General features: G+C 61.0%; 25 protein-coding genes. 11 read left to right on the top strand and 14 right to left on the bottom strand.

Annotated features, from left to right (window positions below; all coding sequences use genetic code 11):
- Position 1 precedes the first annotated feature (1 nt).
- Positions 2–1,195 (bottom strand): amino acid ABC transporter substrate-binding protein, encoded by a 1,194-nt coding sequence (locus tag B9Z52_RS15995; protein ID WP_108414848.1) that lies wholly within the window; start codon positions 1,193–1,195, stop codon positions 2–4.
- A 213-nt stretch (positions 1,196–1,408) separates the two neighbouring features.
- Between B9Z52_RS15995 and B9Z52_RS15990 the strand changes: the two genes are divergently transcribed.
- From B9Z52_RS15990 to B9Z52_RS15970, 5 genes are all read left to right on the top strand, one after another.
- Entirely contained in the window at positions 1,409–2,218 is an 810-nt protein-coding gene (locus B9Z52_RS15990; RefSeq protein ID WP_108414847.1) for a citryl-CoA lyase, read from the top strand.
- A 16-nt stretch (positions 2,219–2,234) separates the two neighbouring features.
- Positions 2,235–3,851 (top strand): class I adenylate-forming enzyme family protein, encoded by a 1,617-nt coding sequence (locus tag B9Z52_RS15985; protein WP_108414846.1) that lies wholly within the window; start codon positions 2,235–2,237, stop codon positions 3,849–3,851.
- Between the two features lie 11 nt (positions 3,852–3,862).
- Positions 3,863–4,759, top strand: coding sequence for a dioxygenase (locus B9Z52_RS15980; RefSeq protein ID WP_108414845.1), 897 nt, complete (start codon positions 3,863–3,865; stop codon positions 4,757–4,759).
- Between the two features lie 64 nt (positions 4,760–4,823).
- Positions 4,824–5,717, top strand: a complete 894-nt coding sequence (locus B9Z52_RS15975; RefSeq protein ID WP_108414844.1) for a DUF535 family protein — start codon at positions 4,824–4,826, stop codon at positions 5,715–5,717.
- Entirely contained in the window at positions 5,695–6,246 is a 552-nt protein-coding gene (locus B9Z52_RS15970) for a PaaI family thioesterase (protein ID WP_108414843.1), read from the top strand. The genes B9Z52_RS15975 and B9Z52_RS15970 overlap by 23 nt, the downstream gene beginning before the upstream one ends.
- Positions 6,247–6,291: 45 nt before the next feature.
- Here the strand turns inward: B9Z52_RS15970 and B9Z52_RS15965 are convergent, their stop codons facing one another.
- The 3 genes from B9Z52_RS15965 to B9Z52_RS15955 are packed head-to-tail and all read right to left on the bottom strand — an operon-like array spanning position 6,292 to position 8,317.
- Complete coding sequence (locus B9Z52_RS15965; RefSeq protein ID WP_108414842.1) at positions 6,292–7,062, bottom strand: tRNA-uridine aminocarboxypropyltransferase; 771 nt, start codon at positions 7,060–7,062, stop codon at positions 6,292–6,294.
- Positions 7,062–7,943, bottom strand: a complete 882-nt coding sequence (locus B9Z52_RS15960; protein WP_108414841.1) for a PA4780 family RIO1-like protein kinase — start codon at positions 7,941–7,943, stop codon at positions 7,062–7,064. The genes B9Z52_RS15965 and B9Z52_RS15960 overlap by 1 nt, the downstream gene beginning before the upstream one ends.
- Positions 7,940–8,317, bottom strand: a complete 378-nt coding sequence (locus B9Z52_RS15955) for a VOC family protein (protein WP_108414840.1) — start codon at positions 8,315–8,317, stop codon at positions 7,940–7,942. Before B9Z52_RS15955 ends, B9Z52_RS15960 begins: the two co-directional genes overlap by 4 nt.
- Positions 8,318–8,569: 252 nt before the next feature.
- On the opposite strand from B9Z52_RS15955, the gene gloA reads away from it, so the two are divergent.
- A complete protein-coding gene (gene gloA / locus B9Z52_RS15950) occupies positions 8,570–8,968 on the top strand; it encodes a lactoylglutathione lyase (RefSeq protein WP_108414839.1) in 399 nt (132 codons plus the stop codon).
- 25 nt (positions 8,969–8,993) lie between these two features.
- Positions 8,994–9,671, top strand: coding sequence for an SDR family oxidoreductase (locus tag B9Z52_RS15945; RefSeq protein ID WP_108414838.1), 678 nt, complete (start codon positions 8,994–8,996; stop codon positions 9,669–9,671).
- Positions 9,672–9,795: 124 nt separating this feature from the next.
- Here B9Z52_RS15945 and B9Z52_RS15940 read toward each other — a convergent pair whose 3' ends face one another.
- The 5 genes from B9Z52_RS15940 to B9Z52_RS15925 form a co-directional block, all read right to left on the bottom strand.
- Positions 9,796–10,944, bottom strand: a complete 1,149-nt coding sequence (locus tag B9Z52_RS15940; RefSeq protein WP_108414837.1) for a DNA cytosine methyltransferase — start codon at positions 10,942–10,944, stop codon at positions 9,796–9,798.
- A 70-nt stretch (positions 10,945–11,014) separates the two neighbouring features.
- Positions 11,015–11,371 carry a hypothetical protein gene (locus B9Z52_RS17730; protein ID WP_146182876.1) on the bottom strand — a complete coding sequence of 119 codons (357 nt, stop codon included), beginning with the start codon at positions 11,369–11,371 and terminating at the stop codon, positions 11,015–11,017.
- Positions 11,372–11,449: 78 nt separating this feature from the next.
- A complete protein-coding gene (eda, locus tag B9Z52_RS15935) occupies positions 11,450–12,097 on the bottom strand; it encodes a bifunctional 4-hydroxy-2-oxoglutarate aldolase/2-dehydro-3-deoxy-phosphogluconate aldolase (RefSeq protein ID WP_108414836.1) in 648 nt (215 codons plus the stop codon).
- Positions 12,088–13,929, bottom strand: coding sequence for a phosphogluconate dehydratase (gene edd, locus B9Z52_RS15930; protein WP_108414835.1), 1,842 nt, complete (start codon positions 13,927–13,929; stop codon positions 12,088–12,090). The genes eda and edd overlap by 10 nt, the downstream gene beginning before the upstream one ends.
- A 178-nt stretch (positions 13,930–14,107) precedes the next feature.
- Positions 14,108–14,335, bottom strand: a complete 228-nt coding sequence (locus B9Z52_RS15925; RefSeq protein ID WP_108414834.1) for a hypothetical protein — start codon at positions 14,333–14,335, stop codon at positions 14,108–14,110.
- A 123-nt stretch (positions 14,336–14,458) separates the two neighbouring features.
- Between B9Z52_RS15925 and B9Z52_RS15920 the strand changes: the two genes are divergently transcribed.
- Positions 14,459–15,004, top strand: coding sequence for a gamma-glutamylcyclotransferase (locus B9Z52_RS15920; RefSeq protein WP_369907946.1), 546 nt, complete (start codon positions 14,459–14,461; stop codon positions 15,002–15,004).
- Positions 15,005–15,068: 64 nt separating this feature from the next.
- Positions 15,069–15,701, top strand: a complete 633-nt coding sequence (gene pdxH / locus B9Z52_RS15915) for a pyridoxamine 5'-phosphate oxidase (RefSeq protein ID WP_108414884.1) — start codon at positions 15,069–15,071, stop codon at positions 15,699–15,701.
- A gap of 154 nt (positions 15,702–15,855) precedes the next feature.
- Here the strand turns inward: pdxH and B9Z52_RS15910 are convergent, their stop codons facing one another.
- From B9Z52_RS15910 to B9Z52_RS15890, 5 genes are all read right to left on the bottom strand, one after another.
- Entirely contained in the window at positions 15,856–16,809 is a 954-nt protein-coding gene (locus tag B9Z52_RS15910; protein WP_108414833.1) for an AEC family transporter, read from the bottom strand.
- 100 nt (positions 16,810–16,909) lie between these two features.
- A complete protein-coding gene (locus B9Z52_RS15905; RefSeq protein WP_108414832.1) occupies positions 16,910–18,904 on the bottom strand; it encodes a TonB-dependent receptor in 1,995 nt (664 codons plus the stop codon).
- A gap of 77 nt (positions 18,905–18,981) precedes the next feature.
- Entirely contained in the window at positions 18,982–19,377 is a 396-nt protein-coding gene (locus tag B9Z52_RS15900) for a DUF2946 domain-containing protein (protein WP_146182875.1), read from the bottom strand.
- Positions 19,378–19,423: 46 nt separating this feature from the next.
- Positions 19,424–19,957, bottom strand: a complete 534-nt coding sequence (msrA, locus tag B9Z52_RS15895; RefSeq protein WP_108414830.1) for a peptide-methionine (S)-S-oxide reductase MsrA — start codon at positions 19,955–19,957, stop codon at positions 19,424–19,426.
- 172 nt (positions 19,958–20,129) lie between these two features.
- Positions 20,130–21,008: a LysR family transcriptional regulator gene (locus B9Z52_RS15890; RefSeq protein ID WP_108414829.1), complete on the bottom strand. Its 879-nt coding sequence runs from the start codon at positions 21,006–21,008 to the stop codon at positions 20,130–20,132.
- A gap of 99 nt (positions 21,009–21,107) precedes the next feature.
- On the opposite strand from B9Z52_RS15890, the gene B9Z52_RS15885 reads away from it, so the two are divergent.
- Positions 21,108–22,295, top strand: coding sequence for an acyl-CoA dehydrogenase (locus B9Z52_RS15885; protein WP_108414828.1), 1,188 nt, complete (start codon positions 21,108–21,110; stop codon positions 22,293–22,295).
- Between the two features lie 185 nt (positions 22,296–22,480).
- Positions 22,481–23,131, top strand: coding sequence for a TetR/AcrR family transcriptional regulator (locus B9Z52_RS15880; RefSeq protein WP_199222121.1), 651 nt, complete (start codon positions 22,481–22,483; stop codon positions 23,129–23,131).
- Positions 23,132–23,136 lie beyond the last annotated feature (5 nt).

Genomic DNA, 23,136 nt, shown 5'->3' with positions numbered 1-23,136 from the left:
GTCAGAACTGCATCTTGCTGCCGGGCAGCGCGACGTCTTTGGGGTGGATCACGACCCACTTGCCGCCTTGCAGTTGCTTGATGCGGTTCAGGTCATCGCCATAGTTGTTGGGGCCATCGAAGCGGACTTTGCCCACGATGGTGTCCACGCGGTTCTTCTTGAGCCATGCGGAAATCTTGGCGTCTTCCAGACTGCCTGCGCCTTTGACGCCAGCTTCCAAGAATTGCCAACCCGTGAAAGCATTGGCCGCTTGCAGCTCGAACACGGTGTCGGGCAAATTGGCTTTGGCCGCGCGCTCGTTGTACAGCTTGATCGCTTCGGCATAAGTCGGGTTGTTGGTGAAAGGCGCATGCTGCTCGAAGGTGGTCAAGGTCAGCGCATTGGCAGCCAGCGGCGATTGCGCCAGCGGGCCGGGTGTGGGGTACACATGGAAATGGATCTTGGGCTTGTAGTCGATCTTGTTCATCGCCTCGAGCAGCTGCAAGCTTTCTGCACCGATCGAGCCGATCCAGACCACATCGGCATTGGCCTCTTTCAAGCGCGATGCAATCGGCCCGAAGTCGCGGTTGCCGAACTCCCACTCCAGCCACAAGGCTTCGCGCAGGCCTCGTTTCTTGAAGACCTCGCGCGCACCGACCGACAAGAACACCACCGAGGGGAATTTGCTGGTCACGATGGCCACCGATTGCGGTTTGGCGCCACCGGCAGCGATCGCATCGAGCAAGGTGTTGGGCACCGTGGTGCCCGGATCGATGCCCATGACATACGCAGGAAAGTGCATGTCGTACTTGGCCAGCGAAGGGATGCCGAAAGAATTGGTGATCAACACTTTGCCGTTGCGTTGGGCCACGCCCATGGCGGCCAACGAGTTGGCCGTGGCATATGGCCCCATCAGCAAGTCAACGTTCTCACCCGAGATCAACTGCTCGTACAAGGTGCGTGCGAGGTCGGGTTTGGACTGGTCATCCTTGACCACCCACTCAACAGGACGCCCCAGCAAGCCACCACGTTTGTTCAGTTGCTCGATGAAGATGTCACCGGCGATTTTGTGCATCACCGCCGTGCCTGCCAAAGGGCCTGTCAAAGACAAGGTGCTGCCCACCCGGATCGGTTTGGTCTGCGCATGCAGCCATGTCGAGGTCGAAGTGAGCAACAAGGTCGAACCCAGTGCTTTCAGGAAAGGCCGCTTTTGCATGGTTGATTCCTCAGAACTTTGTTGATGAAAATCGCAAAACTTGAAAATCCATTATGGAAGCCAACGCACATCCGCTCATTGGGAATAACCCCTTGAGGCGCTGTCGCCAAAGCGCTTGCGAACTTGCGGTCATGCGCTTCACAGTGACATGCACGGTGCGTGTTGACACAACACCTTCATTTGCACTTTTTATATTTCACAGAGCCATTGACCATGAGCAACTCCCCCGCCTCCAGCGCCTTCACGCCCTCGGGCTCCACGCACATGGCGATTGCCGAAGTGGACCGGATTGTGGTGCGCGGCAAAGACCTCTGCCGCGATGTGATTGGCCAGCAATCGTTCACCGCCTATTTCCTTTTTTTGTTGACGGGCGAAACGCCCAGCGACAACCTCGTGCGCGTGGCCGATGCCACCATGGTGTCCTTGGCCGAGCACGGTCTGGTGCCTTCGGTTCAAGCCGCACGCATGACCCTGGCCGCAGCGCCCGAATCGGTGCAAGGCGCCGTAGCTGCAGGCCTGCTGGGTTGCGGTCCGGTGATTTTGGGGGCCTCTGAGACAGCCGGACATCTTTTGATCGAGATGCTCGCCCAATCAACGCAACAAGGACAATCGTTAGAAGATGTGGCGCGCGAACGCCTGCAAGCCTTTCGCGCCGCCAAGCAAGCCCTGCCCGGCTTTGGGCACCCGGTGCACAAACTCGGCGATCCACGCGCCACCAAACTGATCGAACTGGCCCGGCAATGGGGTGTGGCAGGTGCGCATGTGCGCGCCCTCGAGGCGCTCGCCTCGCAAGTCGAGGGCGTGTATGGCAGGCCCTTCCCCATGAACGTGTCGGCGGCCATTCCAGCCGTGTTGCTGGACGCGGGCTACCCGGCCGGTGCGCTCAAAGGCATTCCTTTGCTGGCCCGCACCGCTTCGCTGGTGGCGCACATTCTGGAAGAGCAAACCCGACCCATCGGCTTCAAACTCGCCAGTGCGGCCGAGCACGCCATGACCTACGACGGCCCACCCGTGGCCCGTTGAACAAGGGTTGGACACCATGACCGCAACAACGCTCATGACGCCTTTGGAAGTGCTGCGCCAATTTGATGCGCACGACTTCTCGATCGATCAATTCTTTCAGGCACGGCTTCGCCGATTGAGCACGCAACCCATGGTCGAGTACCAGGGCACAGCGATGACCTGGCAAGCGTGCGCCGAACAAGCCGACCGCGCCGTGGCTTGGCTGCTGGCCCGAGGCATTCACGCGGGCGAGCGCATCGGGCTGATGGCCTACAACCATCCAGCGACGGTGGTCTTGCTCATCGCCTGCGCACGCGTGGGCGCCATCTTGGTGCCCTGCAACCCCGAATTTGAAGCACGCGAAGCCCAATACATTTTTGAGCATGCGGGCGTGCGCGGCGTCATCTGCTCGCCCGAAGCGCTGAACAAAGTGCAAGAGGCCACATGCCAAATGAAAGCTGTGCCTTGGCAAGTGGTGATCGAGCACGACCAGCCCGGCGGAGAAATCTCTTTGCTGCATCAGTGGCAAGACTGCACCCCAGACAAGCACACGCACGCAGGCACGGCCGACAGCACCTGCATGATCATCTACACCTCGGGGACCACCGGTTTCCCCAAGGGAGTGATGCACAGTCAACGCAGCTATTTGCTCACGGCCGAAGCGTTTGTGCACCGCATGTACCTGCAGCCCGATGAGCGGTTGATGTGCGTGCTGCCGCTGTTCCACATCAATGCCCTGATGTATTCGCTGGGCGGCGCCATGGCTTGTGGTGGCACCTTGATTTTGATCCGCCGCTTTTCGGCATCCACCTTCTGGCAACAGGCCGCCGAGACCCGCGCCACCGAAGTCAATGTGATCATGTCCGCAGCGGCCATTTTGGCGCGCAGGCCGATCGAAGAATTCGCCCCCCAACACAGCCTGCGCAAGATGTTTTTGGCACCTTTGAACCGCGATTTGCTGGACACTTTCCAGCAGCGCTTTCATGTGCCGGTGCTGATCGAGTGCTATGGCATGACCGAAATCCCCGGCGTGCTGAGCAACCCCTTCATGGGCCCGCACAAATTGGGCAGCATGGGCTGCATCTCGCCGCACCCCGATCCGGCCATTGAACGGCCACAAGTGCGGGTGATCGATGAGGACGGCCAGGAGCTGCCCATGGGCGAAGTGGGTGAGCTGGCGGTCAAGACACCCACCCTGATGCAGGGCTACTTCAAAGACCCCGAGCAAACCGCGGCCAGCTTCAAAGACGGCTGGTTCCTCACTGGCGATCTGGTGCGCCGCGATGCCGATGATTTTTTGTTTTTCTTCACCCGCAAGAAAGACATCATCCGCCGCCGAGGCGAAAACATCTCGGGCGCCGAGATCGATTCGGCCATTGGCAGCCACCCGGATATCCTCGAATGCGCATCGATTGGCGTGGCCTCTGAGCTGGGCGAAGAAGAAATTTTGTTGGCCGTGGTGCCACGCCCCGGTACCACCATCACGCCCGAAGCGGTGCATGCCTATGCAAAGGTGCACCTGTCGCCCATCAAGCGCCCCCGCTACATCGTCATGGTCGACAGTCTGCCGCACACCGGCTCCATGAAGATCGCCAAATTCAGACTCAAACCCGCAGACAACTTGCGCCGCCAGGCCACCGATTTTTCATCCTAGGAAGTACCACCATGAGCGATACACCCAACACCACCGAACACCGCTACGACGCTTTGCACCTGATCACCGAAGAGGTGCTGGCGCGTTACGCCAAAACGCCCGACCCTCGCCTGCGTGAGCTGATGCTGTCCTTGATCAAGCACATCCACAGCTTTGCCAAAGAGGTCAAACTCACCGCCGAGGAATGGGCTTTCGCGATGAGCTTTCTGGAGGAGACCGGCAAATGGTGCTCGCCGGGCCGCAACGAATTCATGATCTTCTCGGACGCCTTTGGCCTGTCCATGCTGACCGTGACGCAAGACTACCCCCGCCCTGAACACGCCACAGAACCCACACTGGTCGGTCCCTTCCTGCTGGAAAACGCACCGCATTTCGCCATGGGCGAAGACATCAGCGCCGGTGCAGCTGGCACCCCCATGTATGCCCAAGGCCAGATCCTGGACATCCACGGCCAACCCGTGGCGAATGCCGTGATCGATGTCTGGCATTCGGACGACCGGGGCTTGTACGACGTGCAAGACGGCATTGAAGAAAACGGCCCCTGGGCGCGTGCGGTGCTGACCACGGGCGCCGATGGGCGCTACAGCTTCTGGTCCGTGTTGCCTGTGGACTATCCTGTCCCGCAAGACGGCACCGCCATCCAGATGCTCCAGGCCACCACTGGAAGAAGCTGGCGCCCTGCGCATTTGCACTTCCGCATTCAGGCCCCTGGCCAGCGCCCACTGATCACCCACATCTTTGACCGCACCAGCAAGAACCTCTACAGCGATGCCGTGTTTGGCGTTCGCCCCTCCTTGATTGCAGACTTCAAGCCTCAAACCCCGGGCTCGGCACCGGAAGGCAAAGTCATGGACCGGGACTTCTTCACGCTGGAATACAACTTCGTGATGACCGACGCCTTGAAATGAAGGAGGTGACATGGGCATCCCGGTGAAGCCCTAAAATCAGCAGTCCGCTTCACCTGCCCTGCCCATGTCCTTGCCCGATTACAGATCCAGCCCCCATTACAAAACCAAGGATCTGCTCAAGATACGCGTTGGCCGCTGGGTCTATCCACAAGCCACTGCCCGTTGGTTGAATTACATCGCTGACCACCCGTTTTTGACAGCAGGGTTGATGCGTCAGCCCAAACTGTTCACCAAAATCTTGCGCCCGTATCTTTGCGATGGGCTCAGTTGCGGTCAGCGTGTGGACACCTTGATCGCGCATTACAACTTGGTCAAAGAACTCGGGCTGACCACGCTGACGTCCCAAGGATTGTTGGACAAATTCACGCTCTACCGAGGCCCAACGAAAAGCGGCGAAGAGTTTCGCATTGATCTGAGCGCAGGCTGGCAAGGCCAACGCGAGGGCGAGTATTGCTTGAACCTCATCTACAAGAACGAGACCTTGTTTGAGCTCAACTTCACTTTGCAAAAACACCAGGATCGCTTGGTGATGGTGATCGGTCGTCTGCAAGGCACCTCACGCGACGACGCCCAGCAGTGGGTGCGCCAGGCCACCACCGACCTGCATGCCCTGCGTCCGGTCAACGTGATGCTGCACGCCGCACGCCATGTGGCTTTTATTTTGGGTTGCACATCGGTGCGCATGGTGTCCAACAAAAACCGTGTGGCCCTGAACCTTTGGCGACGTTGGCGCATCACCGCCAACTACGACAAAACTTGGACCGAGGCCGGTGCGCAATTGGCCAGTGATGGTTTTTACGAGATCGCGCCTCTGGGCGAAAAAGACATCGACCTGAGCGAGATCGCCTCCAAAAAACGGGCCGAAGCCAAACGCAAACAAACCTTACTGAACGACATGTATGCCGGTTTGAAAACCTACTTTGAGGAACACCGAGATGACCACCCCGTCGCAGCTTGACCGCTGGATCGAAGAAGAGCGCGTGATCCGTGCCCGCATGGACGCAGGCGCTGGCCCCGGCGTGGCCACGCGTGCGCAAATTGAGGGCAAAACCGGCCTTCAAGTGATGCAGGGTCTCCTTGCAGGCGAGTTGCCGTATGCCAGCATCGCCAAGACTTTGAACTTTGTGCTGGTGGACGTGAGTGAAGGCCAAGCCATCTTTCAGGGCGCGCCCGGGCTGGACCACATGAACCCGCTGGGCACGGTGCACGGCGGCTGGTTTGCCACCTTGCTCGACTCGGCGCTGGGCTGCGCCGTGCACACCATGATGCCCCCGGGTCGGGGCTACACCACGGCCGACCTGAGCGTGAAGCTGGTCAAAGCCCTCACCCCCAAAGTGCAGCGCGTGCGGGCCATTGGCCAAGTGGTGCACTGCGGCCGCCAACTGGCCACCGCCGAAGCCCGGCTGGTCGGGCCCGATGGCACGCTGTACGCCCATGCCAGCACGGCCTGTCTGGTTTTTGAAATGCCGGGCAAAACAGCTGCCTGAGCCGGCACGCCATGCCACCCTTCGTGCAGGGCACGGTGCATGGCCTCAAAGTTCAGGCAAGGTCGTTGGTGCCATCTCTCTTCTGACTGCACGCCATTGGGCGTGCGCTACCCCTTGCAGGTCGGGCGGCAACTGGTGCTTGGCTTGCAAGTAATGGTGCGTGTACACGTCCAGATAGGCCTGCAAAGTCTGGGCGGCTTGGGACTCGCCTGTCAATTCCAGGCACAGCGATGCCACTTCGCTGGTGCACAAATGGTCGTCCCGTCTTGAGCGGCGCAGCTGGTAGCGTGACAGTTGTTCAGGCTTCAAACTGAGCACAGGCAAATGGTTCAGGTACGGGCTTTTGCGAAACATCTTGCGGGCTTCGGGCCAGGTGGCGTCGAGCATGACGAACAAGGGGCGCCGACCTTCGGGCAAAACCGGCAGCTCGTGCACCACCCGCTCGCTGGCCACAAATTCGCCCGGAAACACCACAAAGGCTTGCCATTGCGGATCGGCCAGCAGCGCCAGCAAGGCCGGGTCGACCTCTGTGCGTGCCCAGCCAAAGGCGAAGGTGTCTTGCACCACATCGGCGATCAGCCAGCCGGTGTTGCTGGGCTTGAGGGGCTCGATGTCGGCCATGAGCAAACACATGCCCGCTTGCGTGGGCAGCTCGGGGCTCAGCGCACAGATGCAGTGGCTGGGCACCAGGCGGCAGCCGGGGCAACGCTCGCCTTTGATGCCGCCACGGGCCATGAAGGGCTTGGCGCTTCGAGCCAGTCGCTCGGTGCGCAGACGTGAGACGGCATGGGGCGTTTTCAAACGATCATTTCCCATCAAACCGCTGGCGTGGCCATGCGCAATCGGCGAGCGGCTTCTTCGTCACGCGCATCGTCGATCTCACGCAACACAGCAGCCATGTCCACATCGGCGGTGGAGCGCTCAAAATGCCCCGTCAGCGGGGTCTCGTTGCTGAGCAATCCGGCCTGGTAGAGGCTCCAGATTTCAGGGCCGTAGTCGGTCTTGAGCAGTGCGGGCGCATATTGCCCGAAGTAGTCGCGCAGGTTGGCCACATCGCGCAGCAGCATGCGCTGGGCGTGGTTGTTGCCAGCAGCGTCCACGGCCTGCGGCAAGTCGATGATGACCGGCTCGTCCACACCCGGCTGATCGCCCTCACCGGGCATGTGCGCCAGCAAGATGTTGAACTCCGACAAATCACCGTGCACCACACCCGCGCACAGCATGCGCACCACTTCGCCAATCAAGGTGGCGTGGTGCTGCAGGGCTTGATCTGGCGTGAAGGCCACATCGTTCAGGCGCGGGGCGGCGTCGCCGTGCGCGTCGGTCACCAGCTCCATGAGCAGCACGCCGTCAAAAAAGTTGAAGGGCCGGGGCACGCGCACACCGGCTGCGGCCAGACGGTAGAGCGCATCCACCTCGGCGCTTTGCCAAGCAGCTTCTTGCTCTTGCCTGCCAAACTTGCTGCCTTTGGCCATGGCGCGGGCCGAGCGCGAGTTTTTGACTTTGCGGTTTTCGGTGTAGTCCACCGCTTGCCGAAAGCTGCGGTGGGTGGCTTCTTTGTAGATCTTGGCGCAGCGGGTTTCGTCGCCACAACGCACCACAAACACCATGGCCTCTTTGCCGCTCATGAGCTGGCGGACCACGGTGTCGATCAAACCCTCGTCAACCAGGGTTTGCAGCCTTGGCGGAGCCTTCATCCAGGGCGATGCAAGACGCAGATTTTGTGGCCGTCCGGGTCGCGCAGATAAGCCAGGTAGAGCTTGCCTGCAGGGCCTTCACGCCAACCGGGTGGGTCTTCGCAAGTCACGCCGCCATGGGCAATGCCTGCGGCATGGAAGGCATCGGCTTGCTCGATCGAAGTGGCTTTGAACCCATAGGTGCTGCCGTTGCCCACGCTGGCGGCTTCGCCATTGATGGGCGTGGTGATGCCAAACGAACCGGCGGGACTGCGGTAAAAATAACGGTTGTTGTTGCCCACCCCTGGGGCCTGACCCAAGGTGCCCAACACGGCGTCGTAAAACTTTTTAGAGGCTTCGAGGTCTTTCACCCCGACCATGACATGGCTGAACATTGCAATCCCCATTGAATGAAGTCCGATATTGGACCCGTCGATTGTGGACCATCTGCCAGCGTGCTTTGTCTGCCGAGTGGTTTGGGGATGGGGACGGCATGCATGCCGTCGCCCAAGGGATTGCAACGCCAAGCGCCATGGGGCAAGCTACGCGCTTGAGACCCTCTCAGTCCCCCATCGCTGTCCCCACAAAGGCCTGCCCTTTGCAATGGCCTTGGATCAAAAACAACTCTTCACCCTTGGATCCATCTCATGAGACTTCTTCACACCATGCTGCGCGTAGGCAACCTGCAACGCGCGATCGACTTCTACACCCAGGTGCTGGGCATGACGCTGCAACGCACCTCGGAAAACCCGGAGTACAAATACTCGCTCGCTTTTGTCGGTTACGGCACCAACCCGGACCATGCTGAAATTGAACTGACCTACAACTGGGGCGTGGAAAGCTACGAGATGGGCAGTGCCTACGGCCACATCGCTCTGGGTGTGCCCGATGCCTATGCCGCTTGTGAAAAAATCAAAGCCGCTGGCGGCAACGTGACCCGCGAACCCGGCCCCGTCAAAGGCGGCAGCACGGTCATTGCCTTTGTGACGGATCCCGACGGCTACAAGATCGAGCTGATTCAGCGGGCCGAATACGCCCAGCTGTGAGCCCTTCGCATCCGGAGACAAGCGCGTGACTTCACTGACTGGACAACGCATCCTGGTGACCCAGGCCAAAGACTTCATGGGCCCGGCCCTGTGCGACGCGTTGCGGGCCTGCGGCGCCGAAGTGATCGCCGACGAGCGCCTGCTCACCCACCCGCATGACGCGCAGGCCGTGATCGAGGCGGCCGGGCCGCTCGATGCGCTGGTCATCAACCTGGCGCTGCCTGCGCCGTCCACGCCCGTCACGCAAATTGACGAAGCCGAGTGGCGGCAGGTGTTTGAGGTGATGGTGGACCCGCTGCCCCGCTTGGTGCGGGCGGTGGTGCCCGGCATGAAGGCCCGTGGTGGCGGCAAGATCGTGGTGATGGGCAGCGCCTCGGCCTTGCGCGGCATGAAGCGCGCGGCCAGCTACAGCGCGGCGCGCGGCGCGCAACTGGCCTATGTGCAGGCGGCGGGGGTGGAGCTGGCCCCGGACAACATCCAGCTCAATGCCGTGGCGCAGAACTTTGTCGACAACCCCACCTACTTCCCGCCCGAGGTGCAGGCCAACCCGCGCTTTCAGGAACGCCTCAAGCGCGAAGTGCCGCTGGGTCGTCTGGTCAAGGCCGAAGAAGATGCCCGCTTTGTGGCCTACCTGTGCAGCGATGCGGCCAGCTGCTTTGTTGGACAGGTGTTCCCGATGTCGGGAGGGTGGGCGGTGCGCTGAATGCGCACATTCATTGCAACTTCGGCGATGGCTTTAGAAAAAACCGGTCATCCGCTTCATCGCTTGAAGACATAAATCAAGCTTAGCTGTGTGTCAGCACGCTGAACGAGGCATAGGGAAACAATCAGGCCGCACGCGAAGGTCGATTGCGTTGATGGCTAACGGGTTGGTTCAGTTTGACGATAGGCAATAAAAGATGATGGCTCAAATGCTCAACAACAGGCACTACAACCCCGTCGCCCAGAAGGTGATAAGCCTCGTTGTACTTTTCTGGCAATTTGTAGTGGTCTGGCAGTCCCATCAATCGAGCAGCTTCACGGGTTGAAATCAATCGACTTTTGATGTTGGGCCCATGCACGACCATGATTGTTTGCCTGCTTGAACCTCCTCCTGGGGTGCGTAAACAACCTGCAATGCCATCAAAGCGAACCTCTGCTCTTTGAACGCCGCTGCGTGTACGTTTGTAGATGGTTCCTACGCGCAGCGATTTGCTTGCTTGTGCGGCCAGTACTTTTCTCCGATGCAGTGGTGCCATCATCTCGATCAGTTGACGGGTTTCTTCTTCGGAGTGCCACTTAACGCTTTGCGGATCAGCCTCAATCAAGCGGTCCAGGGTAAGCAGGGGCTTGTCCTGTTGCGGCACAGACCACCATCGCCAAGCAGCCTTGGCTTGACCTGTCAGACGGTTATGCGCACGGACCATGGCGGCAGGATGCCATGCAGGATTTGGGGTGTTGGTATGTGACGACTCAGGTAACTTCAAACTGGCATCTACACCAACAATGAACAAGCGAGGCCTGGATTGAGGCAAGAAGTGAATTGCATCAATCAACATGGCACCTACAAGGAATCCTTGCGAAGCGATAGCTTCGGCAATCAGTTCAAAATCCTTGCCATCACGGGAAGTGAGTGCACCAAACACATTCTCCAAAACCACCATCTTGGGTTTTCGGCCTTCCGCATGAAGATCACACATCAGTTTCCAAAATCCCCAAAATGCACCTGAGCGTTCGCCTTCTAGCCCTGCACCATCCCCAGCGAGCGAGAGGTCTTGGCAGGGAAAAGAGCCCCAAGCCATGGTTGCACTGCCCGGAAGTTCCCGAGCTTGAACGTCATAGATATCTTTAACTGCAAGATGGTCACTGCCCCAGTTGGCAGAATAAGAATTCCCTTTTGTCGCACTGATGTCGTTTGCAAACAAGCATTGCCAATCCGAACCTAATCCAGCTCGCGCCATACCGCCGCCAGCGAAGAATTCGTAAAAAGTGTGCATCGCGACACCCCTAGGCTGTTAATTTATACAGTTATTCTAAATGATCTGTGGCAATTTGGAGTCATGGTCTTTAACTTTCAGTGCTGTCGTCCGCATAAGACACCGCTGATTTAACCAACGAAGAATGGTATCTGAGCAATCTTTGGAAGTGCGCATCCATGGCACCAGCGATTTGCGTTGAGTTTTTTACTGCCAAAAAATGGCCCACTATTTGGGCGTAATGACTTGCTTGACGAGGTAGGCGTTGTTCAGGCGTTTTTCTTTCTGCGATTTCTTTATCAGACATCACCTGGACTTTGACACTCGCCTTTGGGATTGATGATTTCGCTGGAACAGGTGGCACAGTTCCGTTCATCAACTTTGATTTTTTGTTGAAGTGGTGATAGAGCCTGTTTTCTGTTGGCGTAATGTCCTCGACGTTGGCCATAGGATAGGCCCAGACGTATGCGATTTCCCAGACATCGATTTGACGGTTAGCAATGATGTCTGATGCAGGGAAAATATTTCAGCGCGGCAACTGACTCGCCTCACGCGCCAACGATTCGATGCGTGCCCAATCGCCTTTTGCCAGCGCGTCTGCAGGCACCAGCCAAGAGCCCCCCACACACGCCACATTGGGCAAGCTCAGCAGCTCAAGGGCGTTTTGCTGTGTCACGCCGCCCGTGGGGCAGAACTTCACATCAAAGAACGGTCCGCTCCAGGCCTTGAGCATGGCGGGGCCGCCCGCCTGCATGGCCGGGAAGAATTTGAGTTCGGTGTAGCCGCCCTCTTGGGCGATCATGATTTCGCTGCCGGTGGCCACGCCCGGCAACAGCGGCAGACCCAAGTCTTTGCAGGCTTGACCCACCGCTCGGGTGTAGCCTGGGCTCACAGCAAACCGGGCACCCGCTTTGACGGCGGCGGCTGCATCGGCGGGGCTGCGCACGGTGCCAGCACCCACCACCGCGCCTTCGACTTCGTTGGCAATCGCTTCCATGCAGGCCAGGGCCTGCGGGGTGCGCAGCGTGATCTCGAGCATGCGGATGCCACCGGCCAGCAAGGCGCGGGCCATGGGCACGGCATGGGCCACATCGTTCAGCACGATCACAGGGATCACGGGGGCGTCCTGCATCACTTGCAGGGCGGTCAACATCGGGTTGAGGGTTACAGCCATGTGCAGGCTCCTTCTTCGGCTTTGAGCGCGTTGCGGCGCATGTTGGCAAACAGTTCACGGCCCATGCCCACGCCATTGGCGGCGCGCAGGTCGGCGGGCATTTGAGCCAGCGGGCGAGCGGCCCATTCGGCCTCGCTCACCAGCACTTGCAGGGTGCCCGCCACGCCATCGAGGCGAATCAGGTCACCGTCTTGCACCTTGGCCAGCGGGCCACCGGCAGCGGCTTCGGGCGAGACATGGATGGCCGCAGGCACTTTGCCCGAGGCACCGCTCATGCGGCCATCGGTGACCAGCGCCACCTTGAAGCCCTTGCCTTGCAGCACGGCCAGGGGCGGGGTGAGTTTGTGCAGCTCGGGCATGCCGTTGGCCTGCGGGCCTTGCCAGCGGACCACGCACACGACATCACGGTCCAGCTCACCGGCCTTGAACGCGGCGTGCAACTCGTCTTGCGAACCGAACACGCGGGCGGGTGCTTCGATGGTGTGCAGAGCTTCAGGCACCGCCGAGATCTTGATCACACTGCGGCCCAAATTGCCTTGCAAGAGTTTCAGGCCACCCGTGGTGCTGAAAGGGCTGGTCGCGGGGCGCACCACGGTGTCGTCTTTGCTGGCACCTGCATCTGTCCAAACCAGCTGCCCATTTGGCGCGGATGGAATGCGGGTGAATTCGCGCAAGCCCCCGGGGCGCACCGTCAGCACATCGGCGTGCATCAGACCCGCATCGAGCAATTCGCGAATCACATAGCCCGGGCCACCAGCGGCCTGGAACTGGTTCACATCGGCGCTGCCGTTGGGGTACACGCGGGTCAGCAGCGGCACCACGTCCGACAAGGCCGAGAAGTCGTCCCAGTCGATCACGATGCCCGCTGCACGCGCCACCGCCACCCAGTGGATCAGGTGGTTGGTGGAGCCGCCCGTGGCCAAAAGCGCCACCATGGCGTTGACGATGCAGCGCTCGTCGACCAAGCGGCCAATCGGCGTGAAGTTTTTGGCTTTGACCAAATCGAGCACGGTGCGGGCCGCTTCGCGGGTGAGTTCAGCGCGCACGCCCTCGCCCGGGTTGATGAAGGCCGTGCCGGGCACATGCAGGCCCATGGCTTCGAGCAGCATTTGGTTGCTGTTGGCCGTGCCGTAAAAGGTGCAAGTGCCTTCCCCGTGGTAGGCGGCCGATTCGGCTTCGAGCAGTTCGGGGCGCCCCACCAGGCCCAGTGCCGCTTGTTCGCGCACCTTGGATTTTTCGTTATTGGACAGGCCGCTGGTCATGGGGCCAGCAGGCACAAACACGGTGGGCAAATGGCCAAACTGCAAAGCACCAATCAAGAGGCCCGGCACGATCTTGTCGCACACGCCCAGCATCAGGGCGGCGTCAAACACGTCGTGGCTGAGCGAGACGGCGGTGGCCATGGCGATCACGTCGCGGCTGAACAAACTCAGCTCCATGCCCGGCGTGCCTTGCGTGACGCCGTCGCACATGGCGGGCACACCCCCAGCCACCTGGGCGGTAGCGCCCAGCTTGCGGGCTTCGTCTTTGATCAAGTCGGGGTAATGCTGCAGCGGCGCGTGGGCCGAGAGCAGGTCGTTGTAGGCGTTGACGATGCCAATGTTGGGCGCACGCGGGGCCACCACTTTGATTTTGTCCAGCGCGGTGGCGCGGCCTTTGTCGCTGTCTGGCATGGCGGCAAAGGCGTGGGCCACGTTGGCGCAGCCCAGACGCTGGGCACCGGGGTCTTTGTTGGCGGCGGCATTGACCTGCTGCAAATAGGCCTGGCGGGTCGGGCGGCTGCGCTCGGTGATGCGGGCCGTGACGGCCGCCAAAATTGGGTGAAGTGTCATGAACTTGGGCCTGAGAGGCTTGGTAACAAAATTACATCACCGATGGTAACCGCGAACAGTCGGTTTGGGCCGTTTACACGGTTACAGATGGGGTACAAGTCGACAACAGGCTGTTTTGAGGCTGTTAGAGGCACAAAAAAACCCGCCTAGGCGGGTCGAGCAAATCCTCAGAAAGGGCTCACTTGTGGTCAGCGTGCGCAGCTTCAGAAGCGGCTGGCGCAGACGATGCAGCTTCTGAAGCGGCCTCGGCAGGCGCTGCAGCTGCAGCTGCAGCCACGGGGGCCGCGGGTGCGGCTTTCTTGCTCTTGGCAATACCGAAACCGATGGCCAAGCCGACGGCCAGCACGATCACGGCCACCAAAACGGCCCAAACTACGGGTTGATTGTCATCTTGAGGGGTCGACATGGGGTTTTTCTCCGAAAATAGTGGCCAGATTGTAATGGGGCCTTGTTGCACATGACTGACAGCTTCACCCAAGCCAAAATCGGCCCGCCTGGCCAGCCAGAGGCGGCGGTCTTTCAAAGCAGCTTGCTGGAGCGCTTTCGCGCGCAATGCGCCATGGGCCAGGACCTGTGGGTGTTTGGCTACGCCTCGCTCTTGTGGCGTCCCGAATTTGAGGCCCAGGAACAACACCGCACCCAGGTGTGGGGCTGGCACCGCGCCCTCAAAATGTGGAGCCGTCTGAACCGAGGCAGCCCGCAATGCCCAGGCCTGGTGTTTGCCTTGCTGCCGGGCGGCAGTTGTCAGGGCGTGGCTTACCGGGTGGACAAAGAACAGGCTGACGAGGTGCTGACCCGGCTGTGGGCCCGAGAAATGCCCATGGATATCTACACGCCTTGCTGGCTACCATGCGCAACGCCCAAGGGGCCCGTCAAAGCACTGGCCTTCACCCTGCCCCGCAGCAGCCCCTGCTTCACCGGCGATTTGCCTGCGGACACTTACCGGAAAATCTTTCAGCAAGCCAGCGGACGCTTTGGCACCACGCTGGACTACGCCTTGCAAACCTACCGCAGTCTGCAGGCCCATGGCATCGAAGACCGGGCGCTGGCCACTTTGTTGCGCCATGCCGAATGACGTTTTCCGGCCTTGAATGGCCTGCAGCAAAGTGGAACTCCAAGACGCTGCCTATACTTGGCCCATGAACATCGCCGACCTGCGCAAGAGCTACGAAAAAGCCGAACTCAACGAAAACGCCTCGCACGCAGACCCGTTGAAACAATTTGAGCAATGGCTGCAAGAAGCCATCGCCGCCGAAGTGCCCGAGCCCAACGCCATGACACTGGCCACCGTGGCCAGCAACCTGCGCCCCAGCACCCGCGTGGTATTGATCAAGGGCTGCGACGAGCGCGGCATCGTCTGGTACACCAACTACGAAAGCCAAAAGGGCCATGAGCTGGCAGGCAACCCGTTTGCGGCGCTGCAGTTTCACTGGGTCGAGCTCGAGCGCGTGGTGCGCATCGAAGGCCGGGTGGAAAAAGTCTCAGATGAAGAAAGCGATGCCTACTTCCACAGCCGCCCACTGGACTCGCGCATTGGCGCTTGGGCCTCACCGCAAAGTCAGGTGATCGAGGGGCGCACCGTGTTGGTGACCAACGCCGCCAAATACGCCGCGCAATTCATGCTCAAGCCCCCTCGCCCACCGCACTGGGGCGGCTACCGGCTGGTGCCTGACAGCTGGCAATTCTGGCAAGGCCGCAAGAGCCGCCTGCATGACCGCCTGCGTTACACACAAACGGGCGAGCAATGGCTGCGCGAACGGCTGGCGCCTTGATGGCTGTCTGAGCAAGTGCTTGAGGCGCTGGTGCACAAGCCATCATCGCGCACGCCAACACGATTCATCGCGCACAGGGTGCGGCTCCTACAGGACTCGTGGGAGCAGCGCCCTGCGCGCGATCGCCTCCCTCTGAACGCGCGGACCGAAGCCGCTAAGCCAACAAAGGCAAGACCGCCATCACCACCGTCACGCTGACCAAGGCCATGGCGGTCGAGACCGCCACCGCTGCGGTGACGGTGTCTTCCTCCTTGCGGTAACGCTGGGAAAACAAAAACACATTCGCGCCAATCGGCAAAGCAGCGACCACCACCATGACCGACAGGTGCAAGCCGCGCAGGCCCAACGCCCAACCCACGGCCACCATGAGCAGCGGGTGCACCACGGTCTTGACCAGCGACAAGCGCACCGCCTCCTTGAGCTTGGCGCCGATCGCCGTCTGCGACAAGGTGATGCCCACCAACACCAAGGCCACCGGGCCGAAAGCACTGCCCAGCAACTGCAAGGGTTTGTCCACCACAGGGTGCAGGCCCCAATCGGTTTGGGCATACAGCAAACCGGCCAAGATGGGCAGCGGCACGGGATGCACGATGGCACTGCGCACCGCTTGCCACACGGTCCGCAGCATGTGCCGCTGCTCGCCGGTTTCAGCGGCTTGCTCGCGCGCCATCTGCAGCTCCAGCACCAAAGTGGCCAGCGTCAGCAACACCAGCGCGTGCAAGGAAATCAAGGTGAACAGCAAGACCAGCCCTTCTTGCCCGTAGGCCAAGCCGATCAAGGGCACGCCGATCATCAAGGTGTTGCTGAAAATGCCGGCCAGCGCCAGCACCGAGGCCCGCGAATCGCGGCCATAAAACAAGAGCATGGCAAAGAACAAAGCCCCGGCCACCACGAAGTACTGGAACACCGGGCGCAGTTCCAAGCGCTCCAGGTGCACCGAACTCATGGTGCGAAACAGCATGGCCTGCGTGAGCACCAAGAACACCAGGTTGGACAAGTCGCGCACGGCTTCGGGTCGCACCAGCTTCGCACGCCCGGCGATGAAGCCAATGAAAATCAGCAAGACCACAGGCAGCAGCGAAGAAAGGACGGGGTGGTCAAGGTTCATGCCGGGGATTATCCCGGTCACCCACCCTCTTGGCGCCGCGGAAACCACGTAGAGCCTTCGCCCACAGCACCGCCGAACCCACGCCCCTGCACTGCTGCGCTCAAAAGCTCGCTTGCACACCCAGCTTGAGAGAACGGCCTGGCAAGGGCGACTTGCCAAACGCGGTGCTGGTCAAGATGGATGTGGCGCTGTAGGCCAATTGGTCGGTCAGGTTGTCGAGCCGGACAAACCAGTGGAGCACCGTGGCGTCCAGCTTCTGGCGGTAAGACACGCTGGCGTTGACCAGGGTGTAGGCCCCGGTGGCCACGCTGCCAGTGGGCACGCGGTGTTGCGCGGCATGCCAGTCGGCACCGAGCTTGGCGCTCCAGGGGCCTTGGGCATAGGCCAGCGTCGAGCCCAAGCGCAAGGGGGCGATGCGGGGCAAGGGCTCGCCGGTGCTGCTGTTGGTGGCGCGCACGGTGTCGGCCCGCCAGTCCAAGTCCAAGGTAGACGGGCCATGCCACAGGCGCTGACGGCCATTGACCTCCAAACCTTGGAAGCGTGCCTTGACGCCTTCGTAGCCTTGCACAGGAAGACCCTCTCGCATTTCACCCGTGTTCATCAAGCCAATGTAATGGGCGAACTGGCTGGCAAAAGCGGTCACGGTCATGCGCTGAGGTCCGCTCTTCCAATCGAGTCCCAAGTCCAGGCTGTTCGACTTCTCCAGGCCCAAGCTGCTGTTGCCCACCTCCCAGGCATGGGTGGCCAGGTGCGGTCCATTGGCGAACAGCTCGTAGTCTTTGGGTGCGCGCTGTGACATGGCTGCATTGCCGGTCAAGGCCCAGGCAGATGTCAGCTTGTAGGCCGCGCCAGCGGCCAGGCTCAAAGGTGTGAAGTCCCGCGTACCGACTTCAAAACGCGCCAGTGCAGGATTGCCCAGAGACTGCACCTGCACCGATTCCCAGCGCACGCCCGCATTGACCTGACCCCAAGCGGTGGGCAACTCTTCGTGCACAAACAATGCTTGACTGCGGGTGCGGCTGAAGGGTGCGAAGGCTTCATCGCCCACGGCAGAAAACCGGCTCGATTCCACCTGCGCCCCCAGCACACCTTGCCAACCGGCCAGCATGCGGTGGCGAGCCTCCACCCGCAAGTCTTGCGCTTGACTGGCGAACACCGTGCCCGGCTTGCCGCCGTCAAATTCGGTGTGCTGGTAATCGGTGTGGCTCACGCGGGCCTTCACGCTGTCCCACACGCCCGGCAAATGGCGCACCTGGCCTTCGAGCGCATAGCGCGTGGTCTTCATGCCGATCGTCACCCGGTCTTCGGCCACGGTGCCGTAATCACTTTGGTAGCTGTTGACCGAGGCCCCTAAGTAACCGTCAGCCCAAAAGGTGCTCGCGCCGATGGCACCGCCTTGCGACTGGCTGGCCGAATTGCAGATGCGGCGAGCGTAGCGGGTTTCACCCGTTTGGTCGCAGGCCAGCGACACCGGCACGCGCACATCGCCTGCGCGCCGATCAAAACCGTCCACATGCACGGCCCAGCGTTCGTTGCCCGCTTCCACCAAACCTGCCGCGCTGCGCTCGTCATTGCCTGTACCTGCTTGCAGCTGGGCTTTGCCCGACACCCCCGACAAGGCTTCGCGAGGGATGCGGTTGTCGATCACATTGACCACCCCGCCCACCGCACTGCCGCCGTATTGCAAGGCAGCTGAACCGCGCAAGACTTCGATGCGCTCGGTGGACAACACATCCAGCGGCACCGCATGGTCGTAGCTCAGCGCCGACACATCGGCGCTGGCGGCGCTGTTGTTCAGCACCCGGATGCGGTCTCCGTCCAGCCCCCGGATGATGGGGCGGCTGGCATTGGGGCCAAAGTAGGTGCTGGACACGCCGGGCAAACCATTCAAGGTTTCGCCCACAGTGCTCTGCCCACGTTCGAGCAAGTCGCTGCGGCCCATGGCGCTGGCCGGTGCGGTGGTTTGCTCTCGCCCCAAGGGGTTGCCGGTGATGACGATTTCAGTGGAAGATGTTTGCCCCCAAGCGGTGGGCACGATGCCCATGGCAAACAAACTGGCGCACGCCAGTAGAAAAAAGGATTGATATGTTTTCATGCTTCGGATCTGAGGAAACTGAAACTCGTCCGCACAGACCAAGCCTTGGGCCCGTCGTGCAAACAGCGATCAGGAATTCAAATCCGGTGGGGCGGCGCTCTGGCCTGTGCGGGCCACCAAAGCTGCTGACCATGACTGACCAACCGCTGCCAGGCAGCTGCCGCCATGGGCAAAAGTGCCAAACTGACCACCTCTGGCCAAGCCGTGAGTGCACAGGCATGTCCCAAATGGTCCAACACATGGCACAGCGCTGAGCCCAGCTCGTGGTCATCGTCCATGGCCATCGGCACCGCCGACTCGGCCTGAACCGCAGAGGAGTCCAACACCGCCACCACTTGTTGCACCTGGTGGGCGATGCCGTGCCACTGCCCCCATATGGGTGCCCACAGCAAAGCCAGGACCAAGCCAAAGGTCGGTACAACACGGCTGCGCAACAGGGCGCCAAACGCAGAGCAAAAAGACATTGCGCTCATTGGAACATCAAAACCGTGACGGCAGCGTGAGCCAGCAAACTGCAGATCAATCGCGCACCAAGCGCGCAAAAGTCTGGCGGAACTTGGTCACCTTGGGCGCAGCCACCGCCAGGCAATAACCTTGATAGGGGTTGCGTTCAAAGAAATCCTGGTGGTAGTCCTCTGCGGCGCTGTAGTTCGCTAAAGGCTGCACCTCGGTGACGATGGGCTGGCCAAAGGCCTGCGCCGCATTCAGCTCGGCGATCATGGCCTTGGCCACTTCGGCTTGCTCAGGGGTGGTGAAGTAAATGCCGCTGCGGTACTGCGTGCCCACATCGTGGCCCTGGCGGTTGAGCGTGGTCGGGTCGTGGATCACAAAGAAGATTTCCAGCAGCTCACGGGTGCTGATCTGCGCGGGGTCGTACACCAGCTTGACCACTTCGTTGTGGCCGGTGCGGCCTGTGCACACCTGCTCGTAACTGGGCTGCACGGTCTGACCATTGCTGTAGCCCGACTCGACATCGCTCACGCCAAGCACCTTCACGTAAACGGCCTCGGTGCACCAAAAGCATCCGCCGCCCAAAACCAACGTTTCTGTCATGTCCGTTCCTTCAAAGTCATTCAAATGCGAGAAGCCATGGCGCACAAAGCGACTCCCCGGCAAAGCCGTTCAGGGCACCTGCGACGGCTCATCGCCCACGGGATGGGCTCCTACAAAAACCACAGCCCGTCATGGCGACCCCCTGTGGGCGATGGCAACGCGCTGCAGGCCATTATCCGACTCGCTGCACTGCCTGCACAAAGTCCTTCAGGGCCATCTGGTCGCGGCCACTGCGCCACAGGCAGCGTGTGTCGTAGCGCACATCGGCCTGGGCCAGTGGCACAAAGGCCACCCCGGCCAAAGCCGACTTTTGCAGGGCCTGCGGCACCAGCGCCACGCCCTGCCCCTGCGACACCAGAGACACCACGCTCAGCCAGTGGCGCAGCTCGTGCACCGCCGGGGGCAACCAGCCCGCCTGCTCGCACTCGCTCAGGATGCGGGCGTGGTAGTCGGGCGACACCGTGCGTGAGACCACCACCAGTGACTCACCGCGCAACTGGTCCAGCCCGACAACCCCAGCACGCGCCAACGGGTGCGCCAGCGGCAGGCAGGCCACCAGCGGCTGGCTCACCACCAACACCTGGTCAAAGCCCGGCGGCACGCGGGGGGTATGGACAAAGCCCACGTCCAGCCGGTCGCGCACCAGCTCGGACAGCTGCTCGCTGGAGCTGAGCTCCAGCAACACCAGCTTCAGGCGCGGATGGCTGGCCTGAAAACGGCTGAGCAACTGCGGCAAACCGCAGTACAGCATGGTCCCGGCAAAACCGATGTGCAGCTCGCCCGACTGCCCCTCGGCCACCTCACGCGCCTCGCGGGCGGCGTCGCTCGCCTGCGCCAGCAGGGCGCGGGCGGCGGGCACAAAGGCTTGGCCTGCGGCGGTGAGCTGCACGCCCCGGCTGTTGCGGGTAAAGAGCTGCGCGCCCACAGACGCTTCGAGTTGCTGGATGTTGAGCGACAGCGGCGGCTGCGAGATCGACAGGCGCTGGGCCGCCCGGCCAAAGTGCAGCTCCTCGGCCAAGGCCAGAAAATAACGGAGGTGACGGAATTCCATGTATTAAAAATTTATATTGATGCATCCATAATCAATATTAGACAGCTATTCATGCCACCCTGACAATCGGGCTCAAGACTTTTTCACGGAGACACCCTCATGGCCACAAGCAAAAACACCTTCAACTGGGAAGACCCCTTTCACCTCAGCGCCCAACTGACCGACGACGAGCGCCAAGTCAGCGAAGCCGCCCGCGCCTACTGCCAAGAGCGTTTGCTGCCCCGCGTCAAGGACGCTTTTCTGAATGAAACCACCGACCGCTCGATCTTCAACGAGATGGGCGAGCTGGGCCTGTTGGGCGCCACCATCCCCGAGCAGTACGGCGGCGCAGGCCTCAACTACGTCTGCTACGGCTTGGTCGCGCGTGAAGTCGAGCGCGTGGACTCGGGTTACCGATCCATGATGAGCGTGCAGTCGTCCCTGGTGATGGTGCCGATCAACGAATTCGGCACCGAAGAACAAAAGCAAAAGTACCTGCCCAAGCTGGCGCGTGGCGAGTGGGTCGGCTGCTTTGGCCTGACCGAACCCAACCACGGCTCCGACCCCGGCAGCATGATCACCCGCGCCAAGAAAGTGCCCGGCGGCTACAGCCTGTCTGGCGCCAAGATGTGGATCACCAACAGCCCGATCGCGGACGTGTTTGTGGTCTGGGCCAAGGACGATGAAGGTGCCATCCGTGGCTTCATCCTCGAAAAAGGCTGGAAAGGCCTGTCCGCCCCCGCCGTGCACGGCAAGGTCGGCCTGCGTGCCTCCATCACCGGCGAGATCGTCATGGACGAGGTGTTCTGCCCTGAAGAAAACGCCTTCCCCGAAGTGCGTGGCCTCAAAGGCCCCTTCACCTGCCTGAACAGCGCACGCTACGGCATCGCCTGGGGCGCCTTGGGTGCCGCAGAAGACTGCTATTTCCGCGCCCGCCAGTACGTGATGGACCGCCAGCAGTTTGGCCGCCCCTTGGCCGCCAACCAGCTGATCCAGAAAAAACTGGCCGACATGCTGACCGAGATCAGCCTGGGCCTGCAAGGCTGCCTGCGCCTGGGCCGCATGAAAGACGAAGGCACCGCCTCGGTCGACCTGACCTCCATCCTCAAGCGCAACAGCTGCGGCAAGGCGCTCGATATCGCCCGCTTGGCCCGCGACATGATGGGCGGCAACGGCATCAGCGCCGAATACGGCGTGGCCCGCCACTTGGTCAACTTGGAAGTGGTCAACACCTACGAAGGCACGCACGATGTCCACGCCTTGATTTTGGGCCGCGCCATCACTGGCATCGCCGCGTTCTCCAACTGAGCCACGGGCCTGACAGCCTTGCCGCCTGCAAGCGGCGTGGCTGGCGATGGCCCCGTTGGACTGACTTCACATTCAGGGGCTTCGGCCCCTGTTTCTTGACCAGCGCTTGACCTTCTTGTGTGCGCCACCGGCTTGACGCGCATCAGGTGAGCCACTACATTACTAACCAGTCAGTCATTAGCCAACTGGTTTGTGTGAACACCGAAGCATCAGCCCCCCACAAGCGCGAACGCCGCAAACAAGACCGCCCCGGAGAACTCCTGGAGGCGGCTTTGGATTTGTTCGTCGAAAAAGGCTTTGCAGCCACCCGCGTCGAAGAAGTGGCCGCTCGCGCAGGCGTGTCCAAAGGCACCTTGTTTTTGTACTTCCCCAGCAAAGAAGACCTGTTCAAAGCCGTGGTCCGTGAAAACGTGGTCGCTCCGGTCACGCAAGGCGCTGCCGAGGTGGCGCAGTTTCAAGGCCCCACAGGCGAACTGCTCGAATGGATGCTGCTCCAATGGTGGCGCAGGTACGGTGCCACCAAGGCTTCCGGCATTTCCAAGCTGGTGATGAGCGAAGCCAGCAACTTCCCCGAATTGGCCTCTTTTTACCGTCAAGAGGTGATCGAGCCCGGGCAGGCACTGGTGCGCTTTGCGCTGCAAAGAGGCCTTGACCGGGGCGAGTTGCAACCCATGAACATCGAATTGGCGCTGCACTCCGTGATGGCGCCGCTGCTGTTTTTGGTCATGTGGAAACACTCCATGGGCCCCTGCTCCCCGGCGAACGAACACATCGATCCCGAGCAATTCATTTCCCAACACGCCCAACTGCTGGTGCGTGGTTTGTCTACTTCTTGATCTGT

It is taken from the genome of Limnohabitans sp. Jir72 (assembly GCF_003063575.1).
Lineage (GTDB): Bacteria > Pseudomonadota > Gammaproteobacteria > Burkholderiales > Burkholderiaceae_C > Limnohabitans_A.
This window is presented reverse-complemented; position numbering and strand designations above follow the sequence as displayed.